At 66.5% G+C, this 22,418-nt stretch carries 23 protein-coding genes; 12 read left to right on the plus strand and 11 right to left on the minus strand.

Annotated elements, in window-relative coordinates:
• Positions 1-265 precede the first annotated feature (265 nt).
• From CK218_RS26950 to CK218_RS30800, 4 genes are all read left to right on the plus strand, one after another.
• Positions 266-1,198, plus strand: coding sequence for a hypothetical protein (locus CK218_RS26950; RefSeq protein WP_095829467.1), 933 nt, complete (start codon positions 266-268; stop codon positions 1,196-1,198).
• A gap of 157 nt (positions 1,199-1,355) precedes the next feature.
• The gene (locus CK218_RS26955; protein WP_082953784.1) at positions 1,356-1,448 is read left to right on the plus strand and encodes a hypothetical protein; all 93 of its coding nucleotides are present in this window, start codon (positions 1,356-1,358) and stop codon (positions 1,446-1,448) included.
• Positions 1,449-1,550: 102 nt separating this feature from the next.
• On the plus strand, positions 1,551-1,643 hold the full coding sequence (locus CK218_RS26960; protein WP_082953785.1) for a hypothetical protein: 93 nt from the start codon (positions 1,551-1,553) through the stop codon (positions 1,641-1,643).
• A gap of 308 nt (positions 1,644-1,951) precedes the next feature.
• A complete protein-coding gene (locus CK218_RS30800) occupies positions 1,952-2,089 on the plus strand; it encodes a hypothetical protein (RefSeq protein ID WP_156751039.1) in 138 nt (45 codons plus the stop codon).
• Positions 2,090-2,871: 782 nt separating this feature from the next.
• Here CK218_RS30800 and CK218_RS26965 read toward each other — a convergent pair.
• On the minus strand, positions 2,872-3,765 hold the full coding sequence (locus CK218_RS26965) for a LysR family transcriptional regulator (RefSeq protein WP_067322378.1): 894 nt from the start codon (positions 3,763-3,765) through the stop codon (positions 2,872-2,874).
• 134 nt (positions 3,766-3,899) lie between these two features.
• Between CK218_RS26965 and CK218_RS26970 the strand changes: the two genes are divergently transcribed.
• Both CK218_RS26970 and CK218_RS31235 read left to right on the plus strand, forming a co-directional pair.
• The gene (locus CK218_RS26970) at positions 3,900-5,333 is read left to right on the plus strand and encodes an MFS transporter (protein WP_245435204.1); all 1,434 of its coding nucleotides are present in this window, start codon (positions 3,900-3,902) and stop codon (positions 5,331-5,333) included.
• 309 nt (positions 5,334-5,642) lie between these two features.
• The gene (locus tag CK218_RS31235; RefSeq protein ID WP_245435205.1) at positions 5,643-7,220 is read left to right on the plus strand and encodes an alpha/beta hydrolase; all 1,578 of its coding nucleotides are present in this window, start codon (positions 5,643-5,645) and stop codon (positions 7,218-7,220) included.
• Between the two features lie 95 nt (positions 7,221-7,315).
• Here CK218_RS31235 and CK218_RS26980 read toward each other — a convergent pair whose 3' ends face one another.
• The gene (locus CK218_RS26980) at positions 7,316-7,717 is read right to left on the minus strand and encodes a low affinity iron permease family protein (RefSeq protein WP_095829469.1); all 402 of its coding nucleotides are present in this window, start codon (positions 7,715-7,717) and stop codon (positions 7,316-7,318) included.
• A gap of 294 nt (positions 7,718-8,011) precedes the next feature.
• On the opposite strand from CK218_RS26980, the gene CK218_RS26985 reads away from it, so the two are divergent.
• Both CK218_RS26985 and CK218_RS26990 read left to right on the plus strand, forming a co-directional pair.
• A complete protein-coding gene (locus CK218_RS26985) occupies positions 8,012-8,203 on the plus strand; it encodes a hypothetical protein (protein WP_095829470.1) in 192 nt (63 codons plus the stop codon).
• 103 nt (positions 8,204-8,306) lie between these two features.
• A complete protein-coding gene (locus CK218_RS26990) occupies positions 8,307-8,618 on the plus strand; it encodes a hypothetical protein (protein ID WP_066999469.1) in 312 nt (103 codons plus the stop codon).
• Positions 8,619-8,670: 52 nt separating this feature from the next.
• Here the strand turns inward: CK218_RS26990 and CK218_RS26995 are convergent, their stop codons facing one another.
• From CK218_RS26995 to CK218_RS27015, 5 genes are all read right to left on the minus strand, one after another.
• Positions 8,671-9,138: a MaoC family dehydratase gene (locus CK218_RS26995; protein ID WP_095829471.1), complete on the minus strand. Its 468-nt coding sequence runs from the start codon at positions 9,136-9,138 to the stop codon at positions 8,671-8,673.
• Complete coding sequence (locus CK218_RS27000; RefSeq protein ID WP_143749710.1) at positions 9,135-10,424, minus strand: NAD(P)/FAD-dependent oxidoreductase; 1,290 nt, start codon at positions 10,422-10,424, stop codon at positions 9,135-9,137. Before CK218_RS27000 ends, CK218_RS26995 begins: the two co-directional genes overlap by 4 nt.
• Positions 10,425-10,448: 24 nt before the next feature.
• Complete coding sequence (locus tag CK218_RS27005) at positions 10,449-11,675, minus strand: NAD(P)/FAD-dependent oxidoreductase (RefSeq protein ID WP_095829473.1); 1,227 nt, start codon at positions 11,673-11,675, stop codon at positions 10,449-10,451.
• 168 nt (positions 11,676-11,843) lie between these two features.
• Positions 11,844-12,422, minus strand: a complete 579-nt coding sequence (locus CK218_RS27010) for an OsmC family protein (RefSeq protein ID WP_095801426.1) — start codon at positions 12,420-12,422, stop codon at positions 11,844-11,846.
• 261 nt (positions 12,423-12,683) lie between these two features.
• On the minus strand, positions 12,684-12,920 hold the full coding sequence (locus CK218_RS27015) for a DUF1127 domain-containing protein (protein WP_164746786.1): 237 nt from the start codon (positions 12,918-12,920) through the stop codon (positions 12,684-12,686).
• Between the two features lie 192 nt (positions 12,921-13,112).
• Here CK218_RS27015 and CK218_RS27020 point away from each other — a divergent pair, with 192 nt between their 5' ends.
• Both CK218_RS27020 and CK218_RS27025 read left to right on the plus strand, forming a co-directional pair.
• Positions 13,113-14,495 (plus strand): nodulation protein NfeD, encoded by a 1,383-nt coding sequence (locus tag CK218_RS27020; protein ID WP_095778849.1) that lies wholly within the window; start codon positions 13,113-13,115, stop codon positions 14,493-14,495.
• Positions 14,492-15,256 carry a slipin family protein gene (locus CK218_RS27025; RefSeq protein ID WP_066999450.1) on the plus strand — a complete coding sequence of 255 codons (765 nt, stop codon included), beginning with the start codon at positions 14,492-14,494 and terminating at the stop codon, positions 15,254-15,256. The genes CK218_RS27020 and CK218_RS27025 overlap by 4 nt, the downstream gene beginning before the upstream one ends.
• Positions 15,257-15,414: 158 nt before the next feature.
• Here CK218_RS27025 and CK218_RS27030 read toward each other — a convergent pair whose 3' ends face one another.
• The 3 genes from CK218_RS27030 to CK218_RS27040 are packed head-to-tail and all read right to left on the minus strand — an operon-like array spanning position 15,415 to position 19,147.
• A complete protein-coding gene (locus CK218_RS27030) occupies positions 15,415-17,703 on the minus strand; it encodes a xanthine dehydrogenase family protein molybdopterin-binding subunit (RefSeq protein WP_095829474.1) in 2,289 nt (762 codons plus the stop codon).
• Complete coding sequence (locus CK218_RS27035; RefSeq protein ID WP_095829475.1) at positions 17,700-18,683, minus strand: xanthine dehydrogenase family protein subunit M; 984 nt, start codon at positions 18,681-18,683, stop codon at positions 17,700-17,702. The genes CK218_RS27030 and CK218_RS27035 overlap by 4 nt, the downstream gene beginning before the upstream one ends.
• Complete coding sequence (locus CK218_RS27040; protein ID WP_245299684.1) at positions 18,680-19,147, minus strand: (2Fe-2S)-binding protein; 468 nt, start codon at positions 19,145-19,147, stop codon at positions 18,680-18,682. The genes CK218_RS27035 and CK218_RS27040 overlap by 4 nt, the downstream gene beginning before the upstream one ends.
• 459 nt (positions 19,148-19,606) lie before the next feature.
• On the opposite strand from CK218_RS27040, the gene CK218_RS27045 reads away from it, so the two are divergent.
• A complete protein-coding gene (locus CK218_RS27045; RefSeq protein WP_095829523.1) occupies positions 19,607-20,233 on the plus strand; it encodes a TetR/AcrR family transcriptional regulator in 627 nt (208 codons plus the stop codon).
• 7 nt (positions 20,234-20,240) lie between these two features.
• On the opposite strand, the gene CK218_RS27050 is transcribed toward CK218_RS27045, so the two are convergent.
• The gene (locus tag CK218_RS27050; protein ID WP_095778217.1) at positions 20,241-21,134 is read right to left on the minus strand and encodes a LysR family transcriptional regulator; all 894 of its coding nucleotides are present in this window, start codon (positions 21,132-21,134) and stop codon (positions 20,241-20,243) included.
• Between the two features lie 102 nt (positions 21,135-21,236).
• Here CK218_RS27050 and ampC point away from each other — a divergent pair, with 102 nt between their 5' ends.
• A complete protein-coding gene (gene ampC / locus CK218_RS27055) occupies positions 21,237-22,397 on the plus strand; it encodes a class C beta-lactamase (protein ID WP_095829476.1) in 1,161 nt (386 codons plus the stop codon).
• The last annotated feature ends 21 nt before the right edge of the window (positions 22,398-22,418 follow it).

Genomic DNA, 22,418 nt, shown 5'->3' on the forward strand with positions numbered 1-22,418 from the left:
CCCAGCATGAATGGTGAATCATAAACCCGCTGATTTGGGAATCCTCAACGACTCCCAACAATTTCATCCCGCTCTAGAAATGCAGGTCCAGTGCAGGCGGATGGCTTGGCCTGGATCGTCCTGCGGCGCTGCTGCGGAGCCGGCGGGACGGCTTGCTTGCTCCTGGTTGCACTGCCCAGTGAGCTTGCGGCGGCCGTGAAAGCATGATCTTCGCTCGAACAAGAGGCCAATCCCGATTCTGTCGGGACGGAACAGGTGCAGCCGGATGGCACTGAACATCGCGCAGAAGTTACGACTGACTTCGGTCGTGCTGGGAACCGCCAGCCGCAAGGATCTGGCGGCGGCGTTCCGAGCGGTCAATCCGAAGACGGCTTTCGATATCGGCCGCGCCGACAAATGGCTGCAAGGCCGCGCCCAGCCTCGCGAGCACAGCGTCTACGAAGACTGGGCGAAAGTGCTGCGCCTCGAGCGACCCGGCGCCTGGATCGCCGAGAGCGGTCTGCCGAGCTTCACGGCCGCGATCGCGGCCCGGCACGGCATCGACGCGACGGAGCTCGAACGCCGCGCCCACGCGCAGGCCGAGGCCTCGCCCGGACATGACGACAAGGGCACCGGGCTGGCGCTTGCCGGGACCTTTGCCTGCTATTCGCGCGCCTGGTCGCCTTACTATCGCGGCCAGCTCATCAGGGGCCGCCTGTCGATCGAGGCGGGGCCCGGCGCGCATGCGTTCACCGCCACATATCGCGAGACATTGCCGACCGGGCAGTTGCAGCTCGGCGGGCCGGTCACGCCGGCAAAGCGCAGCCTCTACCTACATCTGAAGGAGGTGGGCGGCGAAGCGCAGTTCTTCCTTTGCCTGTTCCCGCAGACGCAGCCGGTGAGCGTGCTCGGCGGCTATATGGTCGGCACCGCCATCATCGGCCCGGAGGCGCAGCCCTCGCTGACAAGAATCCTGCTGGTGCGCCTGCGCGATGCGCCAGCCGCCGAGCAATGGGGCGGGTACCTGCCGCCGGGCACCTCGATCGCCGCCGATCTCGCGAGCCTCGGCATCGTCATGGAGCACCCGGAAGCGGTCGACCGGCAGCTCGGCCAGTTCCTCAGTGCCGACAGCGACGGCGGCGTCAACCAAATCCCGCCGTCCGAGTACCGCGCCATCCTCGACGTGTTCGACCGCCATTGGCTGCAGCACGCGGGCTAGGAACGAACCTCAGCAGGCTCGATGTTGCCGGCTCACCACAGCCTGCCCGCATTCGGTTGCAGCCGGCTCGCTTTGCACGCATCTCACGAAAACGTTTTTTGACAAAACGGCACTTCCCTTGCGTCTTGAGGCGGCAAATTGGGCAAGGGGCATATCCATGAAGAAGATCTATGAGAAACCGGTGCTGGTGAAGCGCCAGAAGCTGTCGAGCGTCGTTGCCGGGTCGTCGGCCCCGCTCCCGCCGCGCTGACCTAAGCAACAGCCAGCAGGGCAAGCATTCCCGGGCTAAGCTTGACAGGGCGGCCGCATCGCGTTCACCTGCGCAGGTCGTTGACCCGCCCAGGAATGGACGATGAAGAAGACTTACGAAAAGCCGCGGCTGCAAAAGCGCGGCAGGCTGTCGGCCGCGACCGCCGCCGCGCCGTCGTCCGGCTTTACCTTCTGAGGCGAGCCAGGCCGCCCTGCGGCACTCCTTTGCGGCGGTCCGAGATCGGTCGAAACTATTGGCTTTGCCACGGCGCGCCAATCGGCGTACCCTGCCGTATCGCTGGTAACCACCCACCGGACACCATTGGCGACTGAGAGACGTTGATCCGCGCTCCCATCTGAACAGGGAGAGCGGCATGCTCGAGAACAAGAATCCCCACTTGCCCGCGCGGGCACGCGGCCGCAGATTTCCAGGACCAACTGATAGAGGAGAGCAGAAGGGCGCTGATCCGCTCTTACGACCTGTTGCGTCGTACGGAGCGCCTGGTGAACGCTTCCGGCCGCAAGCTTGATGGTCGCTCCCCGGCGGCGCTCGCCCACGCGAAGCGTCTTCAGGTGGGAATTGCGATCAAGAAGACGTACAGCAAGCCGACGCTTGAAAAGCTGGCAACGGTTCGTCAGTAGCGGTCTGGGCACCCTTTCTGAGCCTCGTACGCGAAACCTCGCGCCGCTGCCGGCCAGGAGCGGGCGGTACACTACGCAAGTGCCCGCCCGTCCGGCGCCGCCGCCAAGCTGCTGAAACCCCGTCCGTCCCCAACAGCAACGGTCATGGCGTAACCAGTCACTGCGGATTGCCATTGGCCCGGCTGGCTGTCAACGTCGGCGGCGGCGCCTCCGGAACAGCGTTTTTTTCCGTTGTGCAATGCCGAAATCGGGCTGCCGCATTTCCGCGGTTGCCGCGCCGGCAGGCTCCGAAATGGCGGATTTCCGGGCTTTTCGGCCGTTGCGGCAAGCGACACGAATGTTGCCGCCTACACGTTTGAATAGGCTGGTTTTTCACTGGTTGAGGCGTTTTGAGGTCCGGTTCTCAACCTGACTTTTTTTGGGCGCATTTCGGCAACGCAGCATTGGCGGGCAAACGGCAGTGAATTACCCGTCGCGCTAGCGGTTTCGTCGCCCCTCAAAGACTGCGGAGAGGAACGCTGCCGCTCTGTGAACCGCTTCATGATGCGCACATGCAGGGATGCTAAAATTCGCCATCCGATGAGGGTGGGCGATCGGTTGCTCGAAGTGTCCCGGCGCAGGTCCTGGCCGGCAGATCGGGCAGAGGTGCTCGCGCAGCGACGGAGCGGGGGTTCTTGTTGGGCGTCCCTCCGCTCCGTCCCGGCGTGTCGGTCTGTCGGCGCGGCGTTCCTTCGCGCCTCGCCTGCCTGCGTGCCGGTCGCCGCGAAAGGAGATCGGCTGTCTCACCGCCCGCCGCACACCTCCCTCACAAGGCCCCGCAGCCACCGATGCGCGGGGTCGGCGTCGAGGCGCGGGTGCCATAGCAGCGAGATTGTGAGCCCGGCGAGCTTCACCGGCAATGCGAAGGTGAGCAGGCCTTCGCGCAGCTTGCCGGTATAGCGCTCGGGCACCGTGGCGATGAGATCGGAGCCGCGCGCCAGCGCCAGCGCTTCCGCGAAGCCGCCGACCACGGTGGCGATTGTCCGCGTCAGCCCGGCGAGTTCCAGCGCGTCGTCGATAGGCCCGCGATCCAGCCCGCGGCGCGAGATCAATATATGCCGGCCGGCGGCGAAGCGGGCGGCGGTGATCTTGCCGTCGCACAGCGGATGGCCGCTGCGCACCACGCCGACGAAACGGTCGCGGAACAGCGCCTGCGCCCGCACCTCCGGGCCGGTCGAGCCGCCGATAACGCCGGTCTCGAGATCGACACTGCCTTCGCGCATCGGCGCGCTGTCCTTGTCGGGCTTCGGCACGAAGCGCAGCTGCACGCCCGGCGCTTCCTCCGCGACGCGCGCGAGAAGGGAAGGGCCGAAATTTTCCACAAAACCATCGCTGTTGCGCAGCGTGAAACTGCGCGTAAGCCGCTTCAGATCAAGGCGTTCGGCGGGGCGCAGCACAGCCTCCGCCTCCTTCACCAGCCGGCCGACATCCGTCCCGAGCTCGATGGCGCGCGGCGTCGGCACCAGGCCGCGCCCGGCGCGGACCAGAAGCGGATCGCCGGTCACCTCGCGCAGTCTTGCGAGCGCGCGGCTCATTGCCGACGGGCTGAGCTTCAGCCGCCGCGCGGCTTTCGCGACACTGCCTTCGGCGATGAGCACGTCCAGCGTGACGAGCAGGTTGAGATCGGGTCGGGACATGGCGCGATCTTAGCACGTCCTCGATGCAGTGATATGGCGTTTCATGCACTATTCGAGTGCAAATGCTGCGCGTTCCGCCGCATCGGCCAGGCACCTATTCTCCCGGCAAGTTCCACCCGAGCCGGAGAAGAACCATGGCCGATATCGCAGATCCACGCACCGCTCCCGCAAGCCACTCGGCAAGCGGCGCGCTGGCCAGCCTGTCGCTGGCGATGCTTTTGTCCTCGCTCAGCACCAGCATCGCCAATGTCGCGCTGCCGACGCTGAGCACCGCCTTCGCTGCATCCTTCCAGGCGGTGCAATGGGTGGTGCTAGGCTATCTGCTTGCCATCACTGCGCTCATCGTCAGCGTCGGACGGCTTGGCGATCTGGTCGGCCGCCGGCTGCTGCTGGTCGCCGGTCTTGGCCTGTTCAGCGCCGCGTCGCTGGCGGCCGCGCTTGCGCCGTCGCTGCCGCTGCTGGTCGCCGCCCGCGCCGCTCAAGGCCTCGGGGCCGCGGTGATGATGGCGCTGACCATTGCCTTGGTTGGCACGACGATGCCGAAAGAGCGCACCGGCAGCGGCATGGGCCTGCTCGGCACCATGTCGGCGATCGGCACGGCGCTCGGGCCGTCGCTTGGCGGCGTGCTGATCGCTTCCCTCGGTTGGCGCGCGATCTTCCTCGTCACTGCAGGGCTGGGCGTCGTGGCGATGATCCTCGCCCGGCGCTTCCTGCCGGGCGATCAAACCGCGACGATCCTCCGCAGTGAGGCGCAGGGCGTTGGCCCGCGCTTCGATATTCTGGGCACGCTGCTGCTTGCCTTGACGCTCGCCGCCTATGCGCTGGCAATGACGGCAGGACGCGGCCATTTCGGCGGCACGAACATCGCGCTGCTCGGCATGGCCGTTCTCGGCGCCGGCCTGTTCTTTTATGCGCAGCGGAGAGTGGCGTCGCCTCTGGTCAAACCAGCGCTGTTCAGCGATCCGGTGCTGGCGCCGAGCCTTGCCATGAATGGGCTGGTCTCCACCGTGATGATGGCGACGCTTGTCGTCGGGCCCTTCTTCCTGTCGCGCGCGCTGGGCCTGGACGAGGCGCAGGTCGGCGCCGTGCTGTCGATCGGCCCGGTCGTCTCGGCGCTGTGCGGCGTGACTGCCGGCCGCTTCGTCGATCGCCTGGGCGCGTCCGCCATGGTCGTTGCCGGGCTGGTGCTGATGACCATCGGCTGCCTCGCACTTGCTCTGCTGCCGGGGCTGTTCGGCGTCGCCGGCTACGCGGCGGCGATCATGCTGCTGACGCCCGGCTATCAGCTCTTCCAGGCGGCGAACAACACCGCCGTCATGGCCAATGTCGATAAGAACGAGCGCGGCGTTGTCTCGGGCATGCTCAGCCTGTCGCGCAATCTCGGCCTGATCACCGGCACGGCGGTGATGGGCGCGGTGTTTGCGTTCACGGTGGGCACTGGCGAGGTCGGCGCCGCGGCACCGGAAGCAGTCGCCGGCGGGATGGCGTTTACGTTCGCAGTGGCGGCGGGTTTGGTCGCCCTGGCGGTGGCAATTGCGGTGGTTGGAGGTTTGCGAAAGCGTCGGTAACATCCAATCTTCCCCTTGCGGGGGAGATGTCCGGCAGGACAGAGGGGGGGCGTCTCACTTGGATTGCCAACGCCGTCTGATGTCGGGGAGAGCGCTGGCGCTTCACGCGAAGCGCCCCCTCTGTCACCTTCGGCGACAGCTCCCCTCGAAGGGAGAGTACGCATCGCCGCCAATGTAACCCATCGCACATTCCCAATGTCCTTCTTGCCGTATCGGCTTCCGTAAATTAGCCGATTTTGATATTCCGGTGCGGTCTTCTCCCGCCGCATCGACGAGGAGCCAGATGGCAGTGGAAGGGTGCCCGGCCGGATGACCGACGCTCCGCATAAGGGGCTGCTGGACCTGTGCGTGCTCGGCGACTTCCAGGTGGTCCGCGACGGCGCGCTGCTCGACCTGCCTCCGTCGCGCAAGACGAGAGCCTTGCTTGCCTATCTCGCCGTCACCGGCAAGGCGCATCAGCGCGAGCGGCTCTGCGAAATCTTCTGGGACATTCCCGACGATCCGCGCGGCGCCTTGCGCTGGAGCCTGTCCAAGATCCGCCAGGTGCTCGGCGACGACGAATCCGCTCTGGTCGCCGACCGCAACACTGTCTCGCTGAAACTTGGCACGGACTATGCCCGGCTGCTGCCGCTGGTGAAGGCCGATCTTTCCATGGCGTCCACGGAAGAGCTGGAGGCCGCGGCCGGTTCGATCCGCGGCGATTTCCTTGCCGATCTTTCGCTTGAACGCTGCTTCGAATACGAGGCCTGGCGCGCGGGCGTCGCCAGCGAGGTCGAGATCGCCGAGCTCGGCATGTTGCGCGAGCTGATCGAGCGCCTGGCCGGCGAGCCGAGGCGTGCGCTGCCGCTTGCCAGGCGCCTGCGCCGGCTGCTGCCGGAGGATATCGGCCTGGCGGAAGAGATCGAAGCGCTGGAGGAGAAGGTGAGGGCGGCAGCCGCCCAGCCGACGGGACGCTCCGCGCAACGCGGCGCCACGGACGTGGCCCAGATGCAATCACCTTCCACTCAGCTTGCCAACAGCCCGACGCCCGCGCAGGATCCCGGCCGCGCCGTCCATTTCTGCCGGGCTCGCGACGGCACAAGGCTTGCTTTTGCCAAGACCGGCAGCGGCCCGCCCATCCTGCGCGCCGCGCATTGGATGTCGCATCTGACCTTCGACTGGGACAGCCCGATCTGGCGGCACTGGATGAGGGAACTGTCACGCCGGAACCAGTTGGTGCGCTACGACGAGCGCTGCAATGGCCTGTCGCAACGCCACGTGGCCGACGTCTCGTTCGACACGATGGTGTCGGATCTCGAATGCGTCGTCGAGGCCGCGGGGCTCGATCGCTTCACGCTTCTTGGTCTGTCGCAGAGCTGCGCGGTTTCGATCGCCTATGCCATACGCCACCCCGAGAAAGTCTCGGGCATGATCCTCTACGGCGGCTACGTCAAAGGCTGGCGGGCGCGCGGCGACCCCGGCGAGATCGCCACGCGCGAGGCCGTATCGACGCTGATGCGCGAGAGCTGGGGCAAGTCGAACCCGATGTTCCGCCAAGCCTTCTGCTCCATGTTCATCCCCGGCGCCACGCACGAACATTTCGCCTGGATGGACGATCTGATGCGGCGCACGGTTTTGCCGGACGACGCCTGGCGCCTGCAGACCGCCTTTTCCGTGATCGATGTCAGCGAGCTGCTCGAAAAAGTGCGGGTGCCGACCCTGGTGCTGCACGCGCGGGAAGACAATGTTGCCCCGGTCGAGTCCGGCCGCACCATGGCGGCAGGCATTCCCGGCGCCAGCTTCTTCGAGCTGGAAAGCCAAAACCACATCCTGCTTGAGGGCGAGCCGGCCTTCGACGAGTTCGTCGCCCACGTCCGGGCCTTCGTCGCCGGTACGGCAGGGTCGTAGGAAATCTCCTACCGCGATCGCGTAATTTAATCTTGGCGTGGGAAGATTATCTTTGGGTGGCGGCGGTGCCCATTCCGCCCCCTTCGGCCGGTGCTTCAGCTACCCCAACGCCCCCCGCCCGCTGCGGCACCGGCCTCATTCGTCTCGTTCTTCGATGCCGCCTCGGCCGAGCCGGCTTCCGCTTCGCGCTCCAGCTCGACCAGCTTCGACTTGATCTCATGCGTGTCCGCATGCTCGAGCCCAACCACGTCATTGCGTGTCTGCCGCAGCGCGATCACGATCTCGTCGAGTTTCGCGTGGATGGCCGCCGTGTCCCGGTACCCCTGGATAAGCACGATCCCCGTGATGACGATGGCCGCTGCCGACAGGGCATAGGTCACCGTGTTGGTAAGTCCGAAGGGTACGAGCAAGGTGCACGCAAACATCGCGATAACCATCGCATAGAAGCCGGGCGGCCGGGACAGAAAATCGGCGACGATGAAGAGGAGCCGATTCATGGGCGACGCTATGAAAGCAGGAACCCGGCTATCAGCACGGTGAGGACCATCGAAGCCGGCACGGCAAGCAGCCAGCGAGCCTCCAGGACACTGTTGGTCGGGTCTTCCATATTTATCCTCCCATCGGCGAATTGCTTGCCGGCAAACGGCGACCAAGAGCGTTCGTTCCACTCATCGGCCAACCGTCCGAAGCGCCGTCGGACTGAAGTCCGGAAAGCAAAGAAGAGGATCGACCGCCGCAACCTAAGTCATGCTTCCGCATTTCTGACGCGCCATTGCATCGGGAGGCGATATATGACCGACGGACTCGCGGACGATCTGGAAGACCAGCCCTATGAAACAGCGTCCTTCGCCAGCAAATACGGGCTCTCCGACAAGCTTGCCAAGGCCGTGTTGATCGCGAACGGACCGTCGCGACGCGCCTGCGACGCCGCGGCGAGCACTTACCTCAGATATGTTGCGCTGCGGCGCGAACGCCCGAAATGACCTTCGCTGCGTTGCTGCCAGGCAGCCCGATCCAGGCCGGAACCAAACAGCCCGGCAGGGGTTTATCCGGCGAAGGGACGCTCCACCAACCAGGAATATTGCAATGAAAACAGTGCTTCTCGCAGCGTTGGCGCTTTGCGTCGCGGCACCCGCCGTCGCATCCGCCGCCGAGGCCGATGTGGTCATCACGACGCATCACAGGCACCATTACCATCACCGTCCCGCCATCGTCATCAATGAGGAAGGCCACCGCCTTCATCACCGCCATCACGGCACCGTCGCATTCTATGACAACGGCCGCCGCGCCTGGCATCGCCATCACCGCTCGGACGCCGTCGTCGTCACGAACTCAGTCGAGCGCCATCACCGCTACCACCGTCGTCCGGTCACCGTCGAAAGCGACACCGACTATTGACGGCTATCGGCCCGGCTCCGGAACCCACAGCCGGGCCAACCGTTGCCGGCGGTCATTTGTCCGCCTCGCCCCCGGCGAGCGGCACGGTGAACACCGTCGCGGTGCCGGTGAGACAAAGCTCGCCGGCCTCGTTGCGCACCGAGGTCTCCAATTTCGTGATCGGCTTGTCGGCGCGCACGTCCTTGACCTCGACGCGGCCGGTGATCAGTTCGCCGACGCCGACCGCCTTGACGAATTTCCAGGAGACTTCGAGGAACACCGAGCCGGGCCCGGGAAGGTCCTCCGCGACCACCGCGTTCAGGATGCCGGAGGTGATGCCGCCCTGCACGATGAGCTTGCCGAACACCGAGGCCTCGGCCAAGACCTTGTCGCAGTGCAGCGGGTTGCGGTCGCCGGTCATCTCCGCGAAGGCGTCGATATCCTGCGGTTGCGTGCGCCGCGAACGTTCGGCGACGGTGCCGACCTGCGGCCGCCCCTTGATGACGCCGATCCACCCGTCCTTCATCAGATGTACGGTCATGGTCTTACTCCCGTTCGGTTGCGATAGAGGCTCGAGCCCGCCATTGCCTGCGGTTCGTTTGCCGGCGCTCGATAAGTCGCCAGCCCGCTCATGGCGGACGAAGCGCGGCGGACCGGCATCGGGTGTGCGGCGATCGCCCGGACCTCGGCCTTCATCACGGCGCTGAAGCGGCGGTGCCGCTCGCCGATATCGGCCAGCGACCAGTCGAAACCGGCAATGGCGTCGGTGGTGTCGAGGATCTGATGGGCGAAGAGGTCGCGCTCCTGCTGCCAGGTCGCGAAGGCTGCTTCCGATCCGTCCAGGATCGCCCGCGTCAGGCCGTCGGCGTCGCGCAGCGCGTCGGCAATGCCGTGCGAGGTGATCGGGTCGCGGAAGAAGCCGGCATCGCCGACCAGCGCCCAGCCTGGTCCGTGAGCGTGGCGGATGTAGCCCGGCACGCCGCGGAAAGCCTGCAGGCGGGCATCGTCGGGCGCCCGGCTCGCCTGTTCGGCCAGTGCCGGCGAAAGCGCCTCGAGCACCTCCATGCGGGCGCGGAAATGATCAAGGCGGAAGCGCTCGTCGAACAGCTTGGTCGGCACCGAAGCGACGATGCAGGCCAGCCCGGCATTGGTCGGAATGAGGGAGCCGGCGATGCCGTCGCGGAAATACCAGTGATAGCCGGCGCCGGGTTCGACCGGCGCGTAGCCATAGACATGGGCTGCCGAGACCGTGCCCCTTCTGAGCACTTGCGCGTCGCAGCATTTCGCCACCGTGGAGCCGATGCCGTCGCCGCCGATCACGATGTCGGCGCTTAAACGTAAGGCCGCGCGGCCGGCGCCGCGGATCTCGACGCCGCGCACGCGTCCGCGCGTGTCGGCAAAGAGGTCGCCGACCGCCACGTCGTGCAGGAACTCGGCGCCGGCCTTGCGCGCGGCATCGACGAGCATGCGGTCTAGCACGGTGCGCCTAGGCGCGATCAGCCCGGGAAGATCGGGCCCGGCATTGAGCGGAATCGTGATCTCCTCCTCGCCATAGTGGAACGTCGTTGTCTCGATCAGCGGCGTGCCGGCCCTGAGCAGCGGTTTGAGCAGGCCCCAGCGCGACAGCTGCAGCACGGCGGGCCGCATCAGCGCGTGCGTCGACAGCGTGTCTGAGCCGTAGGGCCGGCGCTCGATCGTCAGCACCGTCAGGCCGGCGCGGGCAAGCAGCAGCGCCGTCGAGGCGCCGGCGCAGCGCGCACCGACGATGATGGCGTCGTAATGGGCGCGCTTGGGCGTGGGCGGCAGGGAAATCGCGGTCGTTGGCATCTTCGGTGTCCTCACGGCGGCCTCTCAGGCGGCTTGGCGACCTTTGCGGTCGAGATAGATGGAGACCTCGGCGGCGATCGCTTGCGCGTCGACGCCGGCGCCGCCGATGAAGTTGGAATCGCGCTTGCGCAGAAAGCGGAAGCCGAGCGCGTAGAGTCCGGGAACGCTGGTGATCCCGCCGCGGTGCGCCAGCTCGCCATCCGGCCCAACCGCCGACGGCTCCAGCCAGTCGAACGAGCGGGCATAGCCCGTCGCCCAGATCACCGTGCCGGTCGCCCCCTCCGACAGCGAAAGCCGCTGGCGGCGCGCAGAGGGCGTCGCCACCGGCTCGCGCCGGCCGGGCCGCGCGGCGCCGGCGAAGCGGTCGATCTCGGCAAGCAGCCGCCCCTGCTTCGCGTCCGCCGCCGCGATCTGCGCGGCAAGATCGTCGGCAAAGGCAATCTCGCGGTTGGCTATGCCGCGCACGCGGCCGGTGAGCTCGACGCCGAGCGCCTGCAGCGTGGCAAGGTCGACATCGGCCTTGTCCGGTCGTCCGGCGAGTTGCAGCGAGGGCTGCCGCCTGGCGCTCTCCGGATTGGCAAGTCCGTCGAGCGGCTGGGCCATCACGCCCATCTGACAGAGCCAGAAGAAGATGTCCTTGCCGCGCCACAGTCTCGGCAGGCGCGTATGCTTGCCGACGGACAGCATCACACGCCGGCCGGCGCGCGCGAGCTCGTCGGCGATCTGCACGCCGGAAGATGAGGCGCCGACGATCAGCACCCCGCCGGGCGGCAGCTCGCCGGGAGAGCGATACTGCGAAGCGTGGATATTCAGCGGTCCGCCTCTGGTCTTGGACACAAAGGGCATCATCGGCCGGTCGCAATGCCCCGTCGCCACCACTACGACCCTGGCCGACCAGTCGCCGGCGCTGGTGGAAAGCGCGAAGCTGCCGCCGGTCCGCCTGCAGGAGGTGACCTCGACGTTGCATTCCACCGGCACTTGCCAGCGGCTTGCATAGGTTTCGAGATCATGGACGAACACGTCCTTTGTCCTGAAGCCGTCGGGGTCCGGGCCGTCATAGGGCGAGCCGGGCAGGCCGTTCAGCCAGTTCGGCGTCAACAGCCTCAGCGATCGCCAGCTCTGCGTGCGCCAGCGCTCGCCGATGCGGCCGCGCTCCAGCACGACATGGTCGATTCCGGCGCGGCCAAGGCAATGGCTGAGCGCAAGCCCGGCCTGCCCGCCGCCGATGATGACGACGTCAGCATGTTTCATGGCTGTGTTCCGAGGCCCTGGGAGAGACGGTCCGGATTTCTCCGAACCGTCGCTTCAGCTAACGCATTTGGCCCAGAAGTGTGCAGCGGTTCTGGGACAACGACATGCGTCAAAACAAAGAACTTAAGGCGCGTCGCCTGAACCGTTTTCAGGACGACGCGCTTTAGGTCACTGGATGGTCTTGATGCCGACCGTGACCGGCACGCCGTTGGTCAGCACGTCGAACACGGCCGAGCGTGCGCGGGCCTGCTCGACCAGCTGCTCGAGCTTCTCGGCCGGCGCGTCGCCCTCGACCTCGAACGACACCTGGATGTTCTGGAAGCCGTTGCGTACCTCGTCCGAGATGCCGAGGATGCCGCGCAGGTCGATGTCGCCGTCGACCGAGCACTTCACGCTGGTGAGCTTGATGCCGCGCGCGGCGGCGATGTTGGCGAGCCCCGCCATCAGGCAGCTCGCCAGCCCATGCAGCAGCCACTCGACAGGGGTCGGGGCGTTGTCGGCGCCGCACAGGATCGCCGGATGGTCGCTGTCGGCATAGAAGGGCTTCTCGTGCTTCTGCTCCTGGCCGGCACCGTGGAAGCCATGCATGACGCTCTTGCTGTGGGTGCCTTCGATCCATTCGTTGTGGGCGCGGAACTGGAACTTCGCCAGCTCCGGCTGACCGGCGACGAAATTGATGGTCGCCAGGAGGTTCGGTGTGTCGACGCCGTTGAGCGGAACGCGGGCAGGTTTGGTGTTAGGTTGCATGTCACTACTCCGAAGGTTGCTTTGCGGCTTGGTTGCCGTGACGGCTTCCTTTCTGACGCCGATGCGTTTGAACGAGAGTGGATGGCAGCGTGGAATTTCTGATACGCCCACCGTGGAAATTGCATCGCCCGTTTCATTTGGGCGGGCAGCCCGCGACCGGTTCCAATGCCGGCAGTGCTTCGCGCCGGAACGCGAAAACCCCGGCGAGCCGGGGTTTTCACCTGCCTTCCGGCCGGCCGCCGATGCAGTCGTTCATCCGCTTCAGGCATCCGTCCTGCCGGCTGCGGCGAGCGCGGCGCGCGTGGACGTGTAGTGCTCGATCTGCGAGCGGCTGATGCCCATGTCTTTGAGCAAATAGTCCGGCATGGCGCGCAGCGCGGCGCGATCGCTGCGCATCCGCATGGCGTGATAGGCCAGCCGCAATCCGCGGCGGGCAGAGCCGAACAGGTTGAAGCCCGTGCGGTCGGTTTCGTACTGCAAACGATCCATCGTCGTCATTGTCGTCTCCATTGTTGCGAGCGCGTTCATTCGCGCCGTCGATGGGGACAATGACGTACGGGCGAGGGAGCCAGCGTTGGAGGCGACGTCGAAATTGCCGTGGAATCGTGAGGGGGGAGATTACCCGCTCCGCTGCCCTCATTGGACTTGCCCCGGCACAACCCCATATTGAATCCCAAGGAGCTTTGAGGCGTGAAACTCGCGCGGGTGGCCCTTCTGGCAGCGGCTTTCATGGCCGCCGCGGCGGTTTTCCCCTTCTCCTCGGCCGAAACGGCGGGGGAGAGGATGGCCTTGAGCATCGCGATTGACGGCGCCATCGGTCCGGCGAGTTCGCGCCAGCTCAAGGAAGCGCTCAAGACCGCGGCCGAGCGCAACGCCGGGGCTCTCATCCTTCAGCTCGACACGCCCGGCGGCCTCGTCACCTCGATGCGCGAGATGATCGCCGATATCCTGGCGTCCCCCGTTCCCGTCATCGGCTATGTCGCGCCCGCCGGCGGTCATGCGGCGAGCGCCGGAACCTATATCCTTTACTCGACCCATGTCGCGGCGATGGCGCCCGGTACCAATCTGGGCGCCGCGACGCCGGTCGAGATCGGCGGGCTGCCCTCGCTTCCCGGCGGTGAGAAGGACGACAAGGACACCGGGAAGCCAGCCGGGGACCCGATGATGGCCAAGGCGACCAACGACGCGGTGGCGCTGATCCGCTCCCTCGCCGAACTGCGCGGGCGCAATGGCGACTGGGGCGAGAAGGCGGTTCGCGAGGCGGCGAGCCTCTCGGCAAGCGCGGCGCTGCAGCAACATGTCATCGACTTCGTCGCCCGTGACAAGGCGGAGCTGCTGCAGCTCGCCGACGGCCGCACCGTCGACGTGGCCGGCAAGAAAGAGGTGCTGGCGACGAAGGGCCTGGCCGTCGAGGTCCTGGATCCCGGCTGGTTCATCCGGCTTCTCGCGGTCATCACCGATCCGAACGTTGCCGTCCTCCTGATGCTGATCGGCTTCTACGGCATCGTCTTCGAGGTCACGAGCCCAGGTGCGGTGGCGCCTGGCGTCATTGGCGCCATCTGCCTCGTCCTCGGCCTCTACGCGCTCGATCTCTTGCCGATCAACTATACCGGTCTCGCCCTGATGCTGCTCGGCGTCGCCTTCCTCATCGTCGAGGCTTTCAGTCCGACAGTGGTGCTGGGTGTCGGCGGCGCGGCCGCCTTCCTGCTCGGCGCGGCCATGCTGCTCAAGGTCGAGGGGCCGGGCTTCGCCATATCGTGGGCGGTCATCGGCCCCGCCGCGGCGCTGACGCTGGGCCTCGCGCTGCTGGCCGGCAGCTATCTGTGGGCAGCGCGCCGCAATCCGCCGCGCGTCGGCGGCGGGGCCATGCACGGTCTTTCCGTGGACGTTCTCGACTGGGAAGGCGGAGAAGGTCATGTGCTGGCGCTCGGCGAGCGCTGGCGCGCCAAGGCCGAGGAGCCGATCGCGCCCGGGGATCGTGCTGAGGTGACCGCCGTCAGCGATCTCGTGCTGACGGTGCGGCGGCGTGGTGCAGGTCACAACGGAGCGGGAAACGACGGAGCAAAACAATGACGCTCGGCTATGTCGCCTATCTGATCCTCGCGCTGCTGGTGATCATGTTCCTGTCGGCGGCGATCCGCATCCTGAGGGAATATGAGCGCGGCGTCGTCTTCACGCTCGGCCGCTTCACCGGGGTCAAGGGGCCCGGCCTCATCCTGCTCGTTCCCTTCATCCAGCAGATGGTGCGCGTGGACCTGCGCGTTGTGGTGCAGGACGTGCCGCCGCAGGACGTCATCTCGCGCGACAATGTTTCGGTCAAGGTCAACGCGGTGCTCTATTTCCGCATCGTCGACGCCGAGCGGGCGATCATCCAGGTCGAGGATTTCATGACCGCCACCAACCAGCTGGCGCAGACCACGCTGCGTTCGGTGCTCGGCAAGCACGAGCTGGACGAGATGCTGGCCGAGCGCGACAAGCTCAACAGCGACATCCAGGACATCCTCGACCAGCGCACCGACGCCTGGGGCATCAAGGTCTCCAATGTCGAGATCAAGCATGTCGACCTGAATGAGAGCATGGTTCGGGCCATCGCCAAGCAGGCAGAGGCCGAGCGGCTGCGGCGCGCCAAGGTCATCAACGCCGACGGCGAGCAGCAGGCGGCGGCCAAGCTGGTCGAGGCCGGCCGCATGCTGGCGGCCGAACCGCAGGCCATGCAGCTGCGCTATTTCGAGGCCCTGCACGACATCGCCGGCGAGCGCTCATCGACCGTGGTCTTCCCGCTGCCGGTGGATCTGCTTAGCCAGTTTTTGAAGGGCCAGAGCCAGGGCAGGTGATCTCCCCCCTCGAGGGGGAGATGCCCGGCAGGGCAGAGGGGGTCGGTCCGACTGGACTCGGCCTATTGCGACGGTTGTAGGTTGGCGCCCCACGCGCGGCGACCCCCTCTGTCGCCTTCGGCGACATCTCCCCCTCGAGGGGGGAGACAAGGCCGGCGCTAAATCAACTTCTCCAGCGTAATCGGCAGGTCCCGCACCCGCTTCCCGGTGGCGTGGAACACCGCATTGGCAATCGCCGGCGCCACGCCGACGATGCCGAGCTCGCCGACGCCCTTGCCACCCAGCGCCGAGGAATGTGGGTCGGGGATGCCGACCGAGATCGTCCGGATGTCCGGGATGTCGGCATTGGTCGGCAGCATGTAGTCGGCGAGGTTGCCGTTGACGATGCGGCCATGGCGGCGGTCGACGATGCCTTCTTCCAGCAGCGCCTGGCCGATACCCATGATGATGCCGCCCTTCCACTGGCTCTCCGCCAGCTTGGGGTTGTAGAGCCGGCCGGAATCGAGCGCCGACACGACGCGCGACACGCGCACCGTGCCAAAATCCTCGTCGACGCGCACCTCGACGAAATGCGCGCACCAGGAGTGGCGGGAATAATCGCCCTCGGTGTGCGGCAGCGCCATGGCGATGGTAGTGTAGTTGTTGTAGCGCTGCTCCGGCGTGAAGCTGGCCGGGACAGTGTCGCCCTTGGCCTCGATCTTTTCGCGACCGAGGGCGCGCATCAGCTCGGCGATCGAGAACTCCGGGCCGTCACCGCGCGGCGAGGCGATGCGGCCACCCTTCACTTGCAGCGTGTTCGCTTGCAGCCCATGGAAGGGCGAGCGCGGATCGGAGAGCGCCAGCCCGATCAGCTCGTCCAGCGCCTGGCCCGCCGCCTTGTAGACGGCGCCGGTCATGACCCCGGCAAGCCGCGAGCCGCCGGTGACGCCGGCGCGGGCGAAATGGGAATCCCCCAGCCTCACCGACACCTTCTCCACCGGCACGCCAAGCGTCTCGGCCGCGGTCTGCGCCAGGATCGTGTAGGTCCCCTGGCCCATGTCGATGGAGGAGCTCTCGACCTCGACCGAGCCGTCGGCCAGGAGCTTCACCACGGCCTCGCCATAGGCGCGCCGAACCGGATAGGTGCCGGCCGCGACGCCCCAGCCGATGAGCTGGTGGCCGTCGCGCATCGAGCGCGGCTCGCGCGAACGCTTCGCCCAGCCGAAGGCTTCCGCGCCGGCGGCAAAGGCCTCGCGCAACTGCCTTGTCGACCACGCCTTCTTGGCGTGGGGATCCTGCTCGGCATAATTGATCAGCCGCATCTCCAGCGGATCGATGCCGAGCTCATGGGCGAGCTCGTCGATGGCGCATTCGATGCCGAAGGCGCTCGGGTTCTCGCCCGGCGCGCGCTTTGCTCCCGGCACCACCGTGTTCACCCTGACCACATTCTGCTTCGAGGAGAAATTGGGCGTCGCATACATGATCGAGGTGACGGAGCCGAGCGGCTCGACCCACATGCCGTCGACCGCCGTCTCGTTGACGCCGCGATGCACGATCGACTGGATGCGGCCCGCCTTGTCGGCGCCGATCGCAACAGTCTGGCGCGTCGCGGCGCGGCCGCCATAGGAGGTGAAATTCTGCGGGCGGTTGAGCACCAGCTTCACCGGGCGTCCGAGCATCTTTGCCGCTGCCGCGGCCACCGCGCTGTGCGCGAGCGCCAGCGCCTTGGAGCCGAAGCCGCCGCCGATATAGGGCGAGACCAGCCGCACGTTCTGGAACGGCACGCCAAACCATTCGGCATAGGTGCGCGCCATGCCGTCGAGCCACTGGCTCGGTTCCCAGATGGTGAGCTGGTCGCCCTCCCAGCGCGCGATCAGCCCGTGCGGCTCCATCGCCGCCTGGAACTCGCGCGGCGTGTTGTAGGCGGCGCAGACGCGCACCGGTGCCTCGGCGAAGGCGGCCTCGGCGTCGCCCCATTCCTTGGTCATGGCGTCGACCGGAATACCGTCGCTGCCGTCGCTGAGGTCGACGATTGCCGGCGTCTCGTCATAGCTGACCTTGACCAGCGCCGCGGCGGCGACGGCCTGCTCGAAGCTCTCGGCCACGACGGCAGCAATGTGCTGGCCGGAAAAGGTGACCTCGCGGACGAGCGGGCAATAGGTTTCTTCGGACGGCTGTCTGCCGAACCAGTCCGATGCCGAATTCAGGTCCATGATGGTGTCGGGCGTCAGCACCGCGAGCACGCCTGGCGCGGTTTCCGCCGCGCGCGTGTCGATGCCGGTGACCTTGCCGGCGGCAATCGTCGCGCCGACCAGTACCGCATGGGTCAGCCCTTCGAGCTGCTGTTCGAACGCGTAATGCGCCGCGCCGGTGATCTTGGCCGGGCCGTCGACGCGCGACAGGCGCCCGCCCACCGCTTCGAGGCGCGCGCTGTCGGAGCCTGCGTGTTTCATGTCATGAACGGTCATGCCGTTTCTCCCAATTGGAGGATGGCGCGCGCGATCACGCGGGGCGCCAATGCAATCTTGTAGTGGTTGGCGCCGTGGTCGACGGCGCCCTCCATGACGAGCTCGCTCGCCTTGCGAACGGACGCTTCGTCGAGCGGCTTGCCCTTCAGCGCCTCTTCGACGGCGCGCGCCCGCCACGGTTTCGTCGCGACGCCGCCGACCGCGACGCGGATGTCGCGTATGGTGCGGCCGTCGCCCTCGAGCTCCAGTCCGACGGCAGCGCTCGCCGCCGCGAACTCATAGGACTGGCGGTCGCGGACCTTCAGATAGGTCGACCGCCGGGCTGCGGCCGAACCCGGGATCTCGATGGCCGTGATCATTTCGCCGGGGCGGATGTCGTGCTCGCGTTCGGCCGTGGCGCCAGGGGCGAGGAAGAAGTCCTCGACCTTCAGCTTCCGCTCGCCGAGATCGACCTCGGCGTCGAAGGCGACCAGCGCGATGGCAAGATCGCCCGGATAGGTGGCGATGCAGGCTTCGCTGGTGCCGAGCACCGCATGGCCGCGCGAGACCCCGCCGATCGCCGAGCAGCCGCTGCCCGGCTCGCGCTTGTTGCAGGCCGGGAAGTTCTGCGGATCGCGGAAATAGGGACAGCGCGTGCGCTGCATCAGGTTGCCGCCGATGGTCGCCATGTTGCGCAGCTGCGCCGAGGCCGCCTGCCACAACGCTTCCGAAACCGCCGGGAAGTGGCTTTTCACCTCGGCGTTGTCGGCGACATGGCTCATCTTGGCCAGCGCGCCGATGACGGCGCGGTCGGCGGTTACATCAATGGCGTTGAGCCCCTCGATATGGCTGATGTCGATGACGGTGGCCGGTTCGGCGACGCCGCATTTGGCGAGATCGATGAGCGTCGTGCCGCCGGCAAGCAGCATGGCGCCGGGAAGGGCGGCCGCGTTGCGCGCGGCCTCGACGCTGTCGGCGCGAAGATAGGAAAAGTCTCTCATGAGCGGAGCTCCCTGGCTGCCTGGCGGACGGCGGCGACGATGTGCGGATAGGCGCCGCAGCGGCACAGATTGCCGGCCATGTATTCGCGGATCTCCTCGTCGGAGCCGGCATGGCCCTCGCGGATGCAGGCCACCGCCGACATGATCTGTCCCGGCGTGCAATAGCCGCACTGGAATGCATCCTGTTCGAGGAAGGCGGCCTGCACGGCGTGCAGCGTGCCGTCTTCGTCGGCGAGCCCTTCTATTGTTGTGATCGAGCGTCCCTCGACCTGGGCGGCGAGCGTCAGGCAGGCCAGCACCCGCTCACCGTCGACATGAACGGTGCAGGCGCCGCACTGGCCCTGGTCGCAGCCCTTCTTGGTGCCGGTGAGGTGGAGCCGCTCGCGCAGCGCGTCGAGCAGGGTAACCCGCGGCTCGATATCGAGCGCGTGGTCACGGCCGTTGATGGTGAGGTGGACGGACAAGGTGGTGGGGCTTGCGCCGTTGCTGGCCTTGCCGTTCCTGAAATGGCCGTCTTCGGGAGGGTCGATGATTGTCTGGCTGGTCATGAGGCGTCGGGCTCCGATTGCTGGACGCTAGGGGGAGGGAAATGGGGCTTGGGAGGAGAGGGGCAAGGCGTCGAAGCAGCTAATCTCCCCCCTTGCGGGGAGATGCCCGGCAGGGCAGAGGGGGTCGTCTCACGTCGAGCGCCAACGTCCTCGCGCGTCGCGCGCCAGCAAGGCGCTTCACGCGCGGCGACCCCCTCTGTCGCCTGCGGCGACATCTCCCCCTCGAGGGGGGAGATTAGGCGCTTACCCCGTGACATACCGCTTGCCCTGATTATATGATAAGACAACTCCACTAAAACGGAGGCGCCTCCGTTTATTTACGTGGGGGCTGACCCGCATGGGTTCAAGCCCCATATTGCGACAGTGGAGAAAAAACTGACTGAACAGCCCTCGGAGCCTGCCGAAAAGCCTGAAACGCCGGCGCCAAAGCCGCTGCGCGCCGATGCGCGGCGCAACCGCGACAAGCTTATCGAGGCGGCGGCGCAGGCGTTTGCCGCCGAGGGTGTCGATGCCTCGCTGGAGGAGATCGCCAAGCGGGCAGGAGTCGGCATCGGCACGCTCTACCGGCATTTCCCGACGCGCGAGCATCTGGTCGAGGTGGTCTACCGCCGCGAGGTGGAAGCGCTCTGCCATGCGGCCGAGGAACTTGCCGGCGCTCATCCGCCCGATGTGGCGCTGGAACTCTGGATGCAGCGCTTCGTCGACTACATCGCCACCAAGCGCGGTCTGGCGACAAGCCTGCGGCTGTTGCTCACCACCAACTCGACGCTGTTCTCCGATACCTCGGGCCGCGTATCCGGCGCGCTGAAGGGGCTGGTCGAACAGGCCGCAGCTGCGGGGAAGATCCGCGCCGACGTCGATGCGTCGGACGTGCTGCATGCGCTGGGCGGCATCTACTCCGCCCCCAACACGCCCGACTGGCGGGACCGCTCGGGGCGGCTGGTGAAGCTCTTGATGGATGGGCTGAGGTTCGGGGCATCGGAGGCGGCGAAAGCCGGCTGAAGCACCGCTAGCTGAGCGCGCTTCGTCTGTCCGGTTCCAAGCTGGTGATCCAGTCCGCAAAGGCCGACATCGCGGCGGTCGGTTCCCTGGACTTCAACTTGGTCAGCCAATAGCTGCCGAGCGATATTGAGGCCTGGAAAGGGCGCCTTATCGACCCCTTGCTCAGTTGTCGCGAAAACATCAGCGCCGGAGCCAGCGCAACGCCTGCCCCTTGTTCGGCGGCTTCCATCATCGCCAGTGAAGAATCGAAGACGATCGCGCTCGCGAAGTTCGCCGGCGCTTCCATGCCGGCGGCCTCGAACCAGCGGCTCCATTCGTCCTGACGGTAGCTGCGCAGCAAGGTAAGCGCGCCGAGGTCCTGCGGCGCGTGAAGCGTCGCCGCCAGTTCCGGCGTGCAAAGCGGCGTCAGAGGCGCTTCGAAAAGTTCCGTCGCATCAAGTCCATGCCAGGCGCCGTTGCCGAAGCGGATCGAAAAATCCAATCCCTCGGCCGCCAGGTCGACGCGGTTGTTGTTGGTGGACAGCCGCAGCTCGACGAACGGATGGGTGCGCCGGAAGTCTTCCAGTCTCGGAAGCAGCCAGCCGACGGCGAAGGTTCCGACGGCGCCGACGACGAGCGGTTCGCGCAGTTTGCCCGATCCGACCCGCTCCAGCGATCGCGCCAGGCGGTCGAAGGCGTCGCCGACGATCGGCAGCAGAGCCTCGCCTTCCGCCGTGATCTTGAGGCCGCGAGGCAACCTGCGAAACAGCTGCACGCCGAGCCGCTGTTCGAGCGATCGAACCTGCTGGCTAACGGCGGCCTGCGTCACCGCCAACTCGATGCCGGCGCGTGTGAAGCTGAGATGCCTGGCCGACGCCTCGAAGGCCCGCAATGCATTGAGCGGCAGGTAAGGTCGAACCATCGATGCCCAAGATTATCTTATAGCTGTTGCGATTTATCATCGTTTGTAGCCGGTTCGAAGGGGTCATAAACCCGCAATCGTCCGATCCAGAGGGAGCAGATCATGTGCAGCCGGCTTCGCTTCACCATCGCTGCCGTCGTCCTCGCCTGCGCGCCGGGCAGCCTGTCGGGCGCTCGTGCCGCCGATCAGGACGCCAAGGTAAGGCAGCTAGTCGATGAGGCGGTGAAGCCGGTGATCGCCCAGTACGACATTCCGGGGATGGCCGTCGCCGTGTCCGTGAACGGCGAGCGCTTCTTCATCGACTATGGCGTGGCCGAGAAGGACACCCAGGCAGCCGTCACGCGCGATACGTTGTTCGAGCTCGGCTCAATCAGCAAAACCTTCACCGCGACGCTCGCGGCCTATGCCGAGGTCGAGGGCAAGCTCGCACTTGGCGACAAGGTCGGCAAGCACATGCCCGAACTTCAGGGCAGCGCGCTGGGCGATGTCAGGCTGCTCGACCTCGCCACGCACACGGCCGGCGGTTTCCCGCTGCAACTGCCCGATACGGTGAAGACGCAAAAACAGCTCATCGCCTATTATCGCCAATGGAAGCCGCAATTCGCGGCCGCCACCACCCGCACCTACGCCAACCCGAGCATCGGCCTGCTCGGGATGGCCACCGCCAAGGCGATGGGCGCGAGCTTTCCGGCGCTGATAGAAAGACGGCTGTTGCCGGAATTGGGCTTGCGGCGAACTTACGTCAACGTCCCGGCCGCACAGATGAAATCCTACGCCTGGGGCTACAACCGCAACGACAAGCCTGTCCGCGTCACCCCGGCATTGCTCGCCGAAGAGGCCTACGGGATCAAGTCGAACGCAGTCGACATGATCCGCTTCATCGAGGCCAACATGGGCGTCGGCAAGGTGCCGGACGATGTCGCACGCGCGCTCGAAGCCACCCACACCGGTTATTTCCGCGCGGGCGAACTCATCCAGGATCTGATCTGGGAGCAGTATCCCTATCCGGTCGACCTGGCGAAGATCGTCGCCGGGAACGCGCCCAGTATGCTGCAGCCGATCCCTGCAACTGCGATCGAGCCGCCGATGGCGCCACGCGCCGACGTGGTGCTCGACAAGACCGGCTCGACAAACGGCTTCGGCGCCTATGTCGCCTATGTCCCGTCGAGGAAGATCGGCATCGTCATGCTGGCGAACAAGGCTTACCCGAATGAGGCGCGAGTCAGGGCGGCCTACCAGGTGCTGTCGCGGCTCACCGACTAGCCGCGCGTCCGATCGCTTCGG

Origin of the sequence: Mesorhizobium sp. WSM3879 (assembly GCF_002294915.1) — a bacterium.
GTDB lineage: Bacteria > Pseudomonadota > Alphaproteobacteria > Rhizobiales > Rhizobiaceae > Mesorhizobium.